This is a genomic window from Streptomyces sp. NPDC052910, assembly GCF_055585605.1.
In genome coordinates this window covers 989321-1002577 of the sequence record NZ_JBVJJR010000001.1, presented here as the reverse complement: position 1 = coordinate 1002577, position 13257 = coordinate 989321, and the positions used below count along the sequence as shown (strand labels likewise).

Here is a 13257-nt window from a genome sequence, read left to right as displayed (position 1 = left end):
GCCACGGGGGAAGAAGAATGGGACAGAACGCGTCGAAGCGAAGATTCCGGTCCAGCACCGTCATCCTGGGCGGCATGGGCGTCCTCGCCGCCGCCCTCACCTCCTGCGGCTCCGAACCCGACAAGCGCTGCGTCGACCCGAACAGTTATGACCTGACGCGCGGTTACCGCGTGCTGGAATCCAAGGCGTGCAAGAGCACGTCCTCGGGGTCCTCGGGCCGCTGGTACTACAACGCCGGCCGGAAGTCCGGCGGCTACGCCGCGTGCGGCACCTTCGACAAGAACCGGGCCGTCGACCGCGGCGGCTTCGGCTGCTCGTCCTCCGGCTCCGGAGGCGGATGACCGCCGTGCGCCGCCACCGCACCACCCCGCGCCCCGGCTGGCAGGAGACCGTCGAGGAACAAGGCCTCGTCTACCCCCTCACCCGCCACCCGGACGGCGAACTGCGCCCTTACTGGGACGAGAGCGCGTACTACTCCTTCACCCCGCCCGAGATCGAGGCCCTGGAGTCGACCGTCGAGGAACTGCACGCCATGTGCCTCGCCGCCGCCGCGCACATCGTGGAGCACGGCCGCTTCGCCGACCTCGGCCTCACCGACCCCCGGCTCACCGCCCTGATCACCGAGTCCTGGCACCGCCGCGCCGAACTGCCGTCCCTCTACGGACGCTTCGACCTCCGCTACGACGGAACCGGGCCCGCCAAGCTGCTGGAATACAACGCCGACACCCCCACCTCCCTGGTGGAGGCGGCGAGCCCGCAGTGGTTCTGGATGGAGGAGCGCTTCGCCGGCATCCCCGACGCCGACCAGTGGAACTCCCTGCACGAACGCCTCGTCGACGCCTGGCGCCGCCAGTCCGCCCTGCTGCCACCCGGCACCCCGGTCCACTTCGCCCACTCCGCCGGCGACGAGCTCGGCGAAGACCTGATGACGGTCGCCTACCTCCGCGAGACCGCCGCCCAAGCCGGCCTCGACACCCGCGCGATCTCCATGGAGAACATCGGCTGGGACCGCATATCCCACCGCTTCGTCGACGAGCGCTACGGCTTCCTCCGCGCCTGCTTCAAGCTCTACCCCTGGGAATGGCTCGTCGCCGACGACTTCGGCCCGCACGTCCTGGACACCCTCGACAACGGCGGCGGCACGGGCTCCACACTCTGGATCGAGCCCGCGTGGAAGATGCTCCTGTCCAACAAGGCGCTGCTCGCGGTGGTCTGGGACCTGTACCCCGGCCACCCGAACCTCCTCCCGGCGTACCTGGACGGCCCCCGGGACCTCGCCCACACCAGGGGCTACGTCGCGAAACCGCTGCTCGGCCGCGAGGGCGCGGGGGTGACGGTCCACCCGCCGAGCGACGCCGCCCCGGCACTCCGGGACGATCCCTGCTGCTACCAGGAGCTGGCACCCCTCCCCGCCTTCGACGGGAACCACGTGGTCCTGGGCGCGTGGGTCGTGGACGACGAACCGGCGGGCCTGGGCATCCGGGAGTCCTCCGGGCTGGTGACGGACGGCTACGCGCGCTTCCTGCCGCACGTGATCCTTTAGCTCCCGGGCCGGCCCGTCACAGGGTCTCGACGGGCCCTGCCTTGCTCCGGGCCACCTCCCGGGCACGCTCCATGAGCGGCTTCACGGACCGGGCCGACGCGTGCGCCCGGATCCGGCGGCGCATGACGTCGAAGTGCTCGTCGCCGCGCGCCGTCGAGAGCCGGACGTAAGCGTGTACGCGGATGGAGCTCCTGTTCTGAGGCCCTCCCCACGCCCTGTGGCCTGTGGGTACGGTGCAGGGGTACGAGCCTGACGGATGGAGCACCGATGCCTCGTCGCCCGCCTGAGCGCCACCAGTGCCTCACCTGGAATGAGGTGCGTTGATGTTGGAAGAAGCCGAGGAGATCGGCCGTCGAGCTCGTCGCGCGCGGCTCCGCCTGGGCATGGCCCAGGCCGACCTTGCGCTTGCCCTGGGAAAGTCCCAGGGGTGGGTGTCGAAGATGGAGCGCGGTCTGATCGAAATAGATCGTGTGGGCCTGCTGAACCTGCTGGCCAGTGAGCTGCACATCCACCCGAACGACCTGATCGGGCGGCCCTACAACAGCAGCCCTGGCGAGAACCAGTGGCAAGTCGCCGCCTCGTCGATCCTGCGGGAACTCCGCCGCTACGACTTGGCACCGGTCTTCGCCGGGACCCCGAGGCCGGCCCGGCAGCTCTGGCAGGAGACCACCCGTCTTCACCGCCTGAGGGACGCCGCAGCGAACGTAGCCATCATGGAGGTGCTGCCTGACCTCCTGCGTGAAGCTCGGGCCCTGGCGGAGGTCTGTACGGGCCACGAGCGGGAAGAGGCGTTCGCCATCTACGCGGTGTGCTGCAAATTCGCTCACACCGCAGCCCATGCGCTCGGCCATCCCGAGCTGGTCACCATGTCGTGCGAGCGGGCAGCCTGGTCTGCCCGCCTCTCCGGTGACCCGGTCATGCCCGCCGTGGCCGACTGGATGCGTGTGTGGGACATGTGGGCGACTGCGGACTGGGAAGATGCAATCATCCTGTCGGACAAGGCGATCCGCAGTGTTCAGGAAGGCTACGACCAAGGCGAACCGCTTGCTGTTCGCGCATGGGGCTCGCTCCAGCTCCGCGCCGCCGTGTCCGCGGCACGCGGCAACCTCCGGTCAGAGGCCGAAGACCGCATCGCGCACGCAAAGGCCGCAGCCGACCGGTTGGCCGTGTACGCCGGTCCCCCTGTCTACGACCGGCACTCTTTGACGTTCTCACCTGGCAACGTGCAGATTCATGCCATCAGCGTGGCCCTCGAGATGCGGGAGCAGCGCCGGGCGTTGGCCATACACCGACGCACGAGTCCCGAGTTGATCACCTCGCTCCCCAGCTCCCGCCAGGGGCACCATCACATGGAACTCGCCCGGGCATGGCTGTGGGACGGCAACAGGGACACCGCGTTGACCGAGCTGGAGAAGGCCGAGCGCATCGCACCGCAGCTCATCCGCAACCACCCGATTGCCCGGTCAACGCTCCGCAGCATCGTGTACGCGGAACGAGCGTCGACCCGGGAGAAGCTGCGCCGCATGTCAGACCGGTTCCACCTCGACGGATGAGGGCGGTATTCCCTCGGTTCATATTCGGCGGTCGGCGTCCTCCTACCTTCGGGCCATGGCCGACACGACTTCGGAGCAACTGCCGTCTGCGGCAGGGGAGATCGGGGCAGGCAAGCCGTATCACCCCCGATTGGGTGACCTCGCCTACGACCTCGGTACGGGTGGACGAATCGGCGTCATCGTGGGCCTCCCCCGCGAGGGCGCGAGGACGTACAAGCTGCGCCTGCCGGGCGGTGGCAGGGAATGGTCCGCGCCCTCCGACGGCTCCACCCTCCGCAGGGTGCCCGTCCCGGTCACCCACGTCACGCTGCTGAAACGCGATGCCCTGTACGACCACCGTTTCCAACGGGCGAGCTTGCTCGTGCAAGTCCACTTTGAGGACGGCAGCAGCGTCGACTCGACGCTGGTCCTGACGCCATCCGAGATGTTGATGTCCCAGATCCAGTTCGAGCGTTTGATTCGGCTTCGCGAACGGGCACGGAGGCATGAGCGGTGAGCCCCTCCACGCCGGCGCCCACGGCTCCGCCCGCCGCTGACCCGCCGCCGCATCTGACGTTGCATGCCAGTGAGTTGGCGCCTGCCATGGCCCGCGCCTACGCCCGGGTGGCCGTCGAACGCGCCGTACCCGACCCGGACGACGAGTACGTGTTCGCGGTCACGCTGGTCGTGTCCGAGCTGGTGACGAACGCGGTGCGCTACGGCTGCGAGCCCGGCGACCGCCTGCGCGTCATCGTCCACGCCACCGACACGCGCACCCGTATCCAGGTCCACGACCCGGTGCGTCGTGAGCCGCGGTTGCGACCCGAGAGCGACGAGCGATGCCGGGGCCGCGGCCTGCACATCGTCGACGCCCTGGCCACCTGGGGGGTCACCCACAGACCGTTCGGCAAAGCAGTGTGGGCAGAGGTGAGATCCCAGTGACAACACGGATCACCCCCAGCCTCGGCTTCCTCGCAGGTCTCACCTACAGCCACGGCATCCACCACGCCGACACCGGCCCCGTCGCCCACCTCCTGCTGACCCACGCCCCGCCCCGGCGGGCCGGCGAGACCGTGGAGTGGATCGAGGCCGGTATGCGCGCCCTGTCCTTCTGCCTGGGCCTGGGGCCCGTCGAGGAGGAACCCCGCTACGTCGGATCGCGGATAGCCCTGCACCGCGGCATCGCCCGGCTCGACTACGGTGACGACCGGTGGGAACTCCACATCCCCGGCACCGGACGGGAGTGGCGGAAACACGTCGCCGCCGGCGGCCCCGTCCGACTGACCCTCTCGTTCGAACCGACCCCCACCGGCCGCGCCCAAGAAAGCCTGTCCCGGTTCATCGAAGCCGGCGTCCAGGCCGGCACGGTCCGATGGGGCACCACCCGCGCCCGCCCCCGGCCCCGCCTCACGGTACGTACGGGCCACCCCGGGGTCTGACAAGCCCGAGCCGACCAACCTGCCGCTCACCCCCTACGGGGCACATCGCCACCCCGCCGCACAGTCCTGTCCGTCTCTGATCGGAAAGGCTCGCGATGTTCCATTACGCCGACCGGTTCCCCACCGGGACTCCACTCCCGCAAGGGCACCTGACCCCCACCCCGTGGGCGCTGCGCCGCATCGCCCCGTACCCGCCCGTCGAGGGGCACCAGTACGCCCGCGTCGAGCTGGACGCGGACACGCAGACCGCCCGTTACCTCGACACCGCCGGCGTCGTGGTGATGGCGCCGGGGCACGGCACGTCGTCCGGCACCAATCCGCCGACCGGCACAACGGGCCAGGGTGACCGCAACAGTGACTCACCCGACAGCGACACGGGAAACGACACCGACCAGTGACGGATCCCCGCCCGGTAGCGGTCGTCACCAACCTTGACGACCCGACCGCCGACCTGGTGATCGCCGAACTGCACGACCGGGGCGTTCCGGTCGTGCGGTTCGACTCCGGGGATTTCCCCGCCACCCTCGCGTGCTCCGCCTTCATCGGCGGCGAGGCGGGGAAGTGGCGCGGAAGTGTGCGGACCCCGACGCGCACAGCCGAGCTGGGGAGCGTCCGGTCCTTGTACCACCGGCGCCCCTCCGGGTTCGCCTTTCCCCACCTCGACCCTCAGGACGCCCGCTTCGCCGCCGCTCAAGCGCGGTACGGCCTGGGCGGCGTCCTCGTCTCGCTCCCCGACTGCCTGTACGTCAACCACCCGCACCGCATCGGCGATGCCGAGTACAAACCCGCCGGCCTCGCCACCGCCGCGGCGTGCGGCTTCACCGTCCCGTCCACGCTGATCACCAACCGGCCCGACGAGGCCCGCGCCTTCATCAAGCGGCACGGGCCTGTCATCTTCAAACCCCTTTCCATGCCGCTCTACCTGGTTGACGGCAAGGCGCAGACCGTGCCCGTCACCACGGTCGAGGCCGCCGAGATCGACGACGCCCTCGCCGGCACCATGCACCTCCTCCAAGCACAGGTGGAGAAGACCGCGGACGTCCGCGTGACCGTGATCGGGGAGCGAATGTTCGCGGTGCGCATCGACTCCGGACTACTCGACTGGCGGACCGACTACAGCACCCACAGGTACACCCCTGTCAGCCCGCCGCCGGACGTGGAGCACGCGATCTTCGCCTACCTCCGCCACTTCGGGCTCGTCTTCGGCGCGTTCGACTTCGCCCTCACCCCCTCCGGCGCGTGGGCGTTCATCGAGTGCAACCCTTCCGGGCAATGGGCGTGGATGGAGCCCCCCACGGGCCTGCCCATGACCGCCGCCCTCGCTGACCTGCTGGAACGAGGCACCCATGGCACCTGACACCTTTCCCACCGCAACCACATTGCGGCGTCGGCTCGCGGCCCGCCTCGCCGAGGACGGCCGACTGCGCAGCCCGGCGTGGCGCGTGGCCGTGGAAGCCGTTCCCCGGCACGAGTTCGTCCGGTGCTTCTACCGCGAGACCGATGCCCCCGGCCTGACGACATGGACCCCCGTCACGGCCGACCTCGTGGGCAACGGGGAATGGCTGCGGCAGGTGTACGCCGACGAAACCCTCGTCACGCAGTTCGACGGCCAGGAGATCGACTGGACCGACCCGAAGCCCGTCAGCGGCGCACACCCGACGTCGTCCTCGACCCTGCCGGCCCTCGTCGTGCACATGCTGGAAGAACTGCGGGTGCACGAGGGCATGACCGTCATGGAGATCGGCACCGGTACCGGGTACTCGACCGCCCTCATGTGTCACCGCCTCGGCTCCGACCGGGTGACGTCCGTCGAGACGGATCCCCATGTCGCCGCCCGGGCGAGCGACGCCCTCGATCGCTGCGGCTACGCCCCGCGCCTCGTCGTCGGCGACGGCCTGGCCGGAGACCCCCAGGGCGCCCCCTACGACCGCACCATCGCCACGTGCGGCGTTCGCCACGTTCCCCACGCGTGGGTGCGGCAGACCCGCCCCGGCGGGCTCGTCCTCGCCACCCTCCGCGGCTGGATGCGTTCGCTCGGGCTGGTCCGTCTCACCGTCGACCGCGAGGGCCGCGCCGAAGGACGGTGCATCGACAGCGGTCCGAGCTTCATGATCGCGCGGCAGCAGGACGCCCCCGCGAGCCTCGGCATGATCCCCGCTCCGGACGACGGCACCTCACGCCGCACCCCCTACGGGCCCGACGTGCTGACCCCGCCCGGCAGCGGGTTCGTGGCTCAGCTCGCCATGCCCGGCGCCCGGTTCTTCTCCCTGCCGACTGACGACGGCACCCCCTGCACCTACGTGCTCGACGGTACGAACGAGTCCTTCGCCGTCCTCACGCCCAAGGGCGACGACGCGTGGAACGTCCGCCAGGGCGGCCCCGTCGCTCTGTGGGACATGCTGGAAAACGCGCTCGACACCTGGCACGCGGCGGGCTCCCCGACCGCGACGGAGTTCGGCGTCACCGTCACACCGGAGAGTCAGCGGGTGTGGCTCGGAGCACCGGACGGCCCGAGCCTGCGCCTGCCGGCTCCGGGGGCTTCGGGAGGCTGAGGCTCCGCGTAGCCGGGCGAACCCATGCGGCGTACCGCCGTGGCCGGTTGGCCGCCGGCCCGGCGCGCCGGGCCCCGCGCTCGTACCCACGGCCTCCGCGTGACCCCTTCGCCGGCCGGGCTGGACGTCAGCCCGTCCGGCGCGCGAGGAGGGCGGCGCGGAACCGGGGTCCGCCCCCTACCCCGCGAGCACCGCCCGCAACTGTTCCAGTCCCCAGTCCAGGTCTTCCTTGGAGATGACCAGCGGCGGAGCGATGCGGATCGTCGCCCCGTGTGTGTCCTTCACCAGGACCCCCCGCTTCATGAGCCGCTCGGACACCTCCCGCGCGGTCCCCCGGGACGGTGCGATGTCGACGCCGGCCCAGAGGCCACGTCCCCGGACCGCTTCGACGGCGCCTGTGCCGGTGAGGAGGCCGAGTTCGTGGTGGAGGTGCTCGCCGAGGCGGGTGGCGCGCTCCTGGAATTCACCCGTCTTGAGGAGGGCGATCACTTCGAGGGCGACGGCGCAGGCGAGGGGGTTGCCGCCGAAGGTGGAGCCGTGTTCACCCGGCCGGTGGACACCGAGTACCTCCGCGGAGGCGGCGACGGCGGACACCGGGACGACGCCGCCGCCGAGTGCCTTGCCCAGGACGTACATGTCCGGGACGACGCCCTCGTGCTCGCAGGCGAACGTCCGGCCCGTCCGGCCCAGGCCGGACTGGATCTCGTCCGCGATGAAGAGCACGTTCCGTTCGGCGGTGAGCCGCCGTACCGCCGCCAGGTAGCCGGGCGGTGGTACGAGCACACCCGCTTCGCCCTGGACGGGTTCCAGCAGCACGGCCACCGTGTGCTCGTCCATGGCCGCTTCCAGGGCGGCCTGGTCGCCGTAGGGGACGATCTCGAAGCCGGGGGTGAAGGGGCCGTGGTCGGCCCGCGCCTCGGGGTCGGTCGAGAAGCCGACGATGGTCGTGGTGCGGCCGTGGAAGTTGTTCTCGGCCACGATGATCTTCGCCCGGCCGTCCGGCACGCCCTTGACCCGGTAGCCCCACTTCCGGGCGGTCTTGACGGCGGTCTCGACCGCCTCGGCGCCGGTGTTCATGGGCAGCACCATGTCCTTGCCGCAGAGCGCGGCGAGCTCGGTACAGAACTCCGCGTACCGGTCGTGGTGGAACGCCCGGGACGTGAGGGTCACCCGTTCCAGTTGGGCCTTGGCGGCGTCAAGGAGACGACGGTTGCCGTGGCCGAAATTGAGCGCCGAGTACCCGGCGAGCATGTCGAGGTAGCGGCGCCCCTCGACATCGGTCATCCACGCCCCCTCGGCGGTCGCCACCACGACCGGAAGGGGGTGGTAGTTGTGGGCGCCGTGGGCCTCGGCGGCGGCGATGCTGCGTTCGGTGGCGGTCAACGTGTGCTCCGTTCGGGTCGGGGCATGCGGTTGTCCGCCTTTCTAACACCGGCGCGGCCACCGCCGGACCGAGTCCGCGCCCGCACCTGAGAGAATGTGCGCATGGCCCTTGATCGTCCGCGCGCACTGTCCGGTATCCAGCCCACCGCCGGCTCCTTCCACCTCGGCAACTACCTCGGTGCCATCCGGCAGTACGTGGCGCTCCAGGAGACGCACGACGCGTTCTACATGGTCGTCGACCTGCACGCGATCACCGTCCCGCAGGACCCGGCGGAGCTGCGCGCCAACACCCGCGTCGCCGCCGCCCAGCTCCTCGCCGCCGGGCTGGACCCGGAGCGCTGCACGCTGTTCGTCCAGAGCCACGTCCCCGAGCACGCGCAGCTCGGTTGGGTGATGAACTGCCTCACCGGTTTCGGCGAGGCGTCCCGGATGACCCAGTTCAAGGACAAGTCGGCCAAGCAGGGCGCCGACCGGACGACGGTCGGCCTCTTCACGTACCCGATCCTCCAGGTCGCGGACATCCTGCTCTACCAGGCGAACGCCGTCCCGGTCGGCGAGGACCAGCGCCAGCACATCGAGCTGACCCGTGACCTCGCCGAGCGCTTCAACGGCCGGTACGGCGACACCTTCACGCTGCCCGCCGCGCACATCGTCCGCGAGACCGCGAAGATCTACGACCTCCAGGACCCGACCGCCAAGATGAGCAAGTCGGCGTCCACCACCAAGGGCCTGATCAACCTGCTCGACGAGCCCAAGGTCTCCGCGAAGAAGATCAAGAGCGCCGTCACCGACACCGACACGGTGATCCGCTTCGACCCCGAGGAGAAGCCGGGCGTCAGCAACCTGCTCACGATCTACTCCACGCTCACCGGGACGGGAATCGCGGAACTGGAGCAGAAGTACGAGGGCAAGGGCTACGGTGCGCTCAAGACCGACCTCGCCGAGGTGATGGTGGAGTGGGTGACGCCGTTCCGTGCCCGTACGCAGGAATATCTGGACGACCCCGAGACGCTGGACTCTGTCCTGGCCAAGGGCGCCGAGAAGGCCCGTGCCGTCGCGGCCGAGACCCTCGCCCAGGCGTACGAGAAGGTGGGCTTCCTGCCCGCCAAGCACTGAGCCGCTCCGGCATCGGACGGCACGGGGTGGCACCGGGCGTGAGAAGTCCGTCACACCGGACAAGTCCGGACGGTCCGAAGGCGCAGGGAGGACGGCCGTCCTCCCGCGCCCGGGACCAGGACACCTGGCAGGGGACGCGGCGCAGCCGCCACACTGACCACGGGGACCTACAGGCGCACAGGAGGGAGAACTCGATGGGGACCGTAACGCTCGGCGTTTCGATCGCGGTCCCGGAGCCGTACGGCAGCTTCCTCCAGAAGCGCCGCGAGGGCTTCGGGGACCCCCACGCGCACGGCATCCCCACACATGTCACCCTCCTCCCGCCCACCGAGGTCGAGGCGTCGTCGCTCCCCGTGATCGAGGCGTACCTCGCCGAGGTCGCCGCGGCCGGCCGCCCGTTCCCCATGCGGCTGGCCGGGACGGGCACCTTCCGCCCGCTCTCGCCGGTGGTCTTCGTCAACGTGGTGGAGGGCTCCGCGGCCTGCTCCTGGCTGCAGAAGCGGATCCGGGACGCGGCCGGGCCGCTGGCCCGCGAGCTCCAGTTCCCGTACCACCCGCACGTGACGGTCGCCCACGGCATCGCCGAGGAGGCCATGGACCGGGCCTACGAGGAACTGGCGGACTACGAGGCCGCCTGGACGATCGACGGCTTCGCGCTCTACGAGCAGGGGGCCGACGGCGTCTGGCGGCTGGACCGCGAGTACCCCTTCGGCCGGGAGGAACCGGTCCCGGCCGCCGTGCCGCGCCAGACGGGCGCGTTCCGGCCGCCCGCGGCCTCCCGCTGAGCGCAGGCCGGCCGCCGGGCGCTCCGCCCGACCGGCCGTGCGCCGGCTGATCGCAGGAGCCGCCCGACCGCCGGGCGCCGGCCGTGCGCCGCCGGGCCCCGGCGCGCGCCCCCGGGCGCGCACCCCGTCGAGCGGTGAGCGCCGCCCGCATGGGGTAGACGTGGATCATGGACTGGTTGTTCCGGCTGCCGGTGGTCGGGCCCGCCGCGGCCCGACTGTCGCGGACCCACGCGTGGCGCTCGTACGAGACCCTCGACCGCGTGAAGTGGACGCGGCTCGCCGCGGCGATCACCTTCACGAGCTTCGTCGCCCTGTTTCCGCTGCTCACCCTGGGCGCGGCCGTCGCCGCCGCGATACTCAGCGACAAACAGGTGCAGGACCTGGAGCAGAAGCTCGCCGAGCAGGTGCCCGGCATCTCCGGCGCCCTCGACATCGGCTCGCTGGTGGACAACGCCGGCACCGTCGGCGTCGTGGCCGGTGCCCTGCTGCTGTTCACCGGTGTCAACTGGATCGGCACGCTGCGCGAGTGCCTGCGCGCGGTGTGGGAGCTGGAGGAGAGCCCGGGCAACCCGTTCCTGCTGCGACTGAAGGACGCGGGCGTGCTGCTCGGCCTCGGCGGGACGGCCCTGCTGTCCCTCGGCTGCTCGACGTTCGCCTCGACGGCCGTCACCTGGTCGGCGGACAAGACCGGCCTGCCCACCGCCGGCGTCGGCGGCGCGCTGCTGACCGCCGCCGGGTTCTGTGCCGGTGTGCTCGCCGACTTCCTCCTGCTGCTCTACGTCCTCACCCGGCTGCCCCGCGTCCAGCCCGCCCCCCGGACGCTGGTGGTCGCCGCGCTGCTCGGCGCGGTGGGCCTGGAAGTGCTCAAGCTGGTCATCGGCGGCTATCTGAGCGGCGTGGCGGCCAAGAGCATGTACGGCGCGTTCGGCACACCGATCGCCCTGCTGCTGTGGATCAACTTCATCGCCAAGCTGCTGCTGTTCTGCGCCGCCTGGACGGCCACCACGCGGCACGACAAGGCCGACGCGGACCTGATGGCGGAGGACTCCGACGACTGACGGGGGGCGGCGGCCACGCGCGGCCGTCACCCCCCCGCCACTCCCTCAGCTCCGGCCGTCGCGCCGCCTGGCCAGGTCCGGCAGCGGCCACCGGCGGTGCACCACGTACGCCGCCGCGGCCAGCGCCACCACCGAGGCGCCGGTGATCCCGACGGCCGTCCACATGCCGCCGCCCGACCCGGACGAGCCGGTGACCGAGGCCTGGGCCTTGTCCCCGGCCTGGCCTCCGGACTTCCCGCCGTCCTTTCCGGGCGCGTTCAGCGGCGGAACGAGCGTGCCGACGGGTTTGACGTGGCCGGTCGCCTCGAAGCCCCAGTCCAGCAGGGCCGCCGCCTCCTTGTAGACCTCGTTGGGTTCCTTGGTCTCCGGGTTCATCACCGTCACGAGAAGCTTGCGGTCATCGTGCTGGGCGACGCCGGTGAAGGTGTTCCCGGCGTTGGTCGTGGAGCCGTTCTTCACTCCCGCGATCCCCTTGTAGAAGGGCACGCCCTGGCCGGTCAGCAGCCGGTTGGTGTTCTGGATGCCGTAGGTCTCCCGTTTCCCGCCCTTCCGCTCCTCGCCGGGGAACTGCGCGGTGGCGGTGGAGCAGTACTTCCGGAAGTCCGGCTTCTGGAGGCCGGAGCGCGCGAACAGGGTGAGGTCGTAGGCGCTGGAGACCTGGCCGTCCGCGTCGTAGCCGTCGGGGGTGACGACGTGCGTGTCGTTCGCCTGGAGCTGCTCGGCGTGCGCCTGCATGTCCCGGACGGTCTGCTGGACGCCGCCGTTCATGGCCGACAGCACGTGCACCGCGTCGTTGCCCGAGCGGAGGAAGACGCCGAGCCAGAGCTCCTCCACCGAGTAGGTCGACTCCTCCTTGAGCCCGACCTGGCTGCTGCCCTCGCCCATGCCCTCCAGGTCGGCCGGGATGACCTTGTGCCGCTGCTCCTTGGGGAACTTGGGCAGCAGGGTGTCGGCGAAGAGCATCTTCAGCGTGGAGGCCGGTGGCAGTCGCCAGTGGGCGTTCTTCGCCGCCAGCACGTCGCCGGACTCGGCGTCGGCGATCAGCCAGGCGTCCCCGCTCAGTTCCTTCGGCAGCTCGGGCGCGCCCGGCCCGCGCAGTACCTGGACGCCCGGCTTGCCCAGCAGCTCGCCGCCGACCTCGGACATCTTCACCGGGGGCTGCTTGGGCGGCCGGCCCTTGCCGTCGGCCGGTGTCCCGCTCGGCAGCCCGCTCGGGAAGCCGCTCGGCGTTCCGCCCGGTGTCGCGCTCGGGCCGGTTCCGGGGCTTCCCGAGGCGGACGGGGTGTGGGTGGAGTGAGGGGCGCCGGGGGGAGGCGGTGCGGGCGGGGCCGCGAAAGCCGGCGCCGCGGTGGCGAGGGGCAGCAGCAACGAGGCGGAGGCGGCCGCCAGGGCCGCGCCGCGGCGGCGCGCCGCCGCCCCCCGGCCCGTCGCGTTCGGTGATGTCGTGATCGGCACGCCGGTGAACGTACCGTTCCGCCCGCTCCGCGAGGGCGAGCCGGTGGCCCGGGCTCCCGCCGAGGACCCGATAGGACCAGTGCGTACTCCGGATCGCATACTGAAACCCATGGTGAATCCCTCCGGCTCGTCAGCCTCTCGAACCCCCGCCTCCCTGTCCCGCCCCGTCTCCTGGTTCCTGCTCGCCTTCGGCGTGTGGAGCTGGTTCATCTGGATCACTTTCGCAAAGAATCTCTGGAAGGACGGGAGCGGGCTCGCCTTCGACGACGCGGGTGAGCCGACCGCGTACTTCTGGGTCCATCTGCTGCTGGCGGTCACCTCTTTTCTTCTGGGGACGGTCATCGGCCTCATCGGGTTGCGTGGGGTCAGGGCGTTGCGGCGCACCTCATAGCGG

The 13257-nt window shown here is 71.0% G+C and carries 15 protein-coding genes; 13 read left to right on the top strand and 2 right to left on the bottom strand.

From position 1 onward, the window contains the following. Positions 1 to 17 precede the first annotated feature (17 nt). The 9 genes from ACZ6X9_RS04285 (at position 18) to tgmC (ending at position 7066) form a co-directional block, all read left to right on the top strand. The gene (locus ACZ6X9_RS04285; RefSeq protein ID WP_469776352.1) at positions 18 to 341 is read left to right on the top strand and encodes a hypothetical protein; all 324 of its coding nucleotides are present in this window, start codon (positions 18 to 20) and stop codon (positions 339 to 341) included. A 5-nt stretch (positions 342 to 346) separates the two neighbouring features. After that, complete coding sequence (locus tag ACZ6X9_RS04280) at positions 347 to 1543, top strand: glutathionylspermidine synthase family protein (RefSeq protein ID WP_469776651.1); 1197 nt, start codon at positions 347 to 349, stop codon at positions 1541 to 1543. Between the two features lie 323 nt (positions 1544 to 1866). Further along, positions 1867 to 3096 (top strand): helix-turn-helix domain-containing protein, encoded by a 1230-nt coding sequence (locus tag ACZ6X9_RS04275; RefSeq protein ID WP_469776351.1) that lies wholly within the window; start codon positions 1867 to 1869, stop codon positions 3094 to 3096. Positions 3097 to 3151: 55 nt separating this feature from the next. Further along, positions 3152 to 3592, top strand: coding sequence for a hypothetical protein (locus ACZ6X9_RS04270; RefSeq protein ID WP_469776350.1), 441 nt, complete (start codon positions 3152 to 3154; stop codon positions 3590 to 3592). Further along, a complete protein-coding gene (locus ACZ6X9_RS04265) occupies positions 3589 to 4017 on the top strand; it encodes an ATP-binding protein (RefSeq protein ID WP_469776349.1) in 429 nt (142 codons plus the stop codon). Before ACZ6X9_RS04270 ends, ACZ6X9_RS04265 begins: the two co-directional genes overlap by 4 nt. Next, positions 4014 to 4514: a hypothetical protein gene (locus ACZ6X9_RS04260; protein WP_469776348.1), complete on the top strand. Its 501-nt coding sequence runs from the start codon at positions 4014 to 4016 to the stop codon at positions 4512 to 4514. Before ACZ6X9_RS04265 ends, ACZ6X9_RS04260 begins: the two co-directional genes overlap by 4 nt. A 95-nt stretch (positions 4515 to 4609) precedes the next feature. Beyond that, positions 4610 to 4912: a putative ATP-grasp-modified RiPP gene (gene tgmA, locus ACZ6X9_RS04255; RefSeq protein WP_469776347.1), complete on the top strand. Its 303-nt coding sequence runs from the start codon at positions 4610 to 4612 to the stop codon at positions 4910 to 4912. Further along, the gene (gene tgmB, locus ACZ6X9_RS04250; RefSeq protein WP_469776346.1) at positions 4909 to 5871 is read left to right on the top strand and encodes an ATP-grasp ribosomal peptide maturase; all 963 of its coding nucleotides are present in this window, start codon (positions 4909 to 4911) and stop codon (positions 5869 to 5871) included. The genes tgmA and tgmB overlap by 4 nt, the downstream gene beginning before the upstream one ends. Continuing rightward, positions 5861 to 7066, top strand: a complete 1206-nt coding sequence (gene tgmC / locus ACZ6X9_RS04245) for an ATP-grasp peptide maturase system methyltransferase (RefSeq protein ID WP_469776345.1) — start codon at positions 5861 to 5863, stop codon at positions 7064 to 7066. The genes tgmB and tgmC overlap by 11 nt, the downstream gene beginning before the upstream one ends. A 177-nt stretch (positions 7067 to 7243) precedes the next feature. On the opposite strand, the gene rocD is transcribed toward tgmC, so the two are convergent. Continuing rightward, positions 7244 to 8449 carry an ornithine--oxo-acid transaminase gene (gene rocD / locus ACZ6X9_RS04240; protein WP_469776344.1) on the bottom strand — a complete coding sequence of 402 codons (1206 nt, stop codon included), beginning with the start codon at positions 8447 to 8449 and terminating at the stop codon, positions 7244 to 7246. 102 nt (positions 8450 to 8551) lie between these two features. Between rocD and trpS the strand changes: the two genes are divergently transcribed. The 3 genes from trpS (at position 8552) to ACZ6X9_RS04225 (ending at position 11408) form a co-directional block, all read left to right on the top strand. Continuing rightward, the gene (trpS, locus tag ACZ6X9_RS04235; protein ID WP_436778778.1) at positions 8552 to 9565 is read left to right on the top strand and encodes a tryptophan--tRNA ligase; all 1014 of its coding nucleotides are present in this window, start codon (positions 8552 to 8554) and stop codon (positions 9563 to 9565) included. Between the two features lie 194 nt (positions 9566 to 9759). Further along, positions 9760 to 10350, top strand: a complete 591-nt coding sequence (locus tag ACZ6X9_RS04230; protein ID WP_469776343.1) for a 2'-5' RNA ligase family protein — start codon at positions 9760 to 9762, stop codon at positions 10348 to 10350. A gap of 167 nt (positions 10351 to 10517) precedes the next feature. Next, positions 10518 to 11408 (top strand): YihY/virulence factor BrkB family protein, encoded by an 891-nt coding sequence (locus ACZ6X9_RS04225; protein WP_469776342.1) that lies wholly within the window; start codon positions 10518 to 10520, stop codon positions 11406 to 11408. Between the two features lie 45 nt (positions 11409 to 11453). On the opposite strand, the gene ACZ6X9_RS04220 is transcribed toward ACZ6X9_RS04225, so the two are convergent. After that, on the bottom strand, positions 11454 to 12614 hold the full coding sequence (locus ACZ6X9_RS04220; RefSeq protein ID WP_469776650.1) for a D-alanyl-D-alanine carboxypeptidase family protein: 1161 nt from the start codon (positions 12612 to 12614) through the stop codon (positions 11454 to 11456). A gap of 358 nt (positions 12615 to 12972) precedes the next feature. Here ACZ6X9_RS04220 and ACZ6X9_RS04215 point away from each other — a divergent pair, with 358 nt between their 5' ends. Continuing rightward, positions 12973 to 13254: an SCO4848 family membrane protein gene (locus ACZ6X9_RS04215; protein ID WP_469776341.1), complete on the top strand. Its 282-nt coding sequence runs from the start codon at positions 12973 to 12975 to the stop codon at positions 13252 to 13254. Positions 13255 to 13257: the final 3 nt, after the last annotated feature.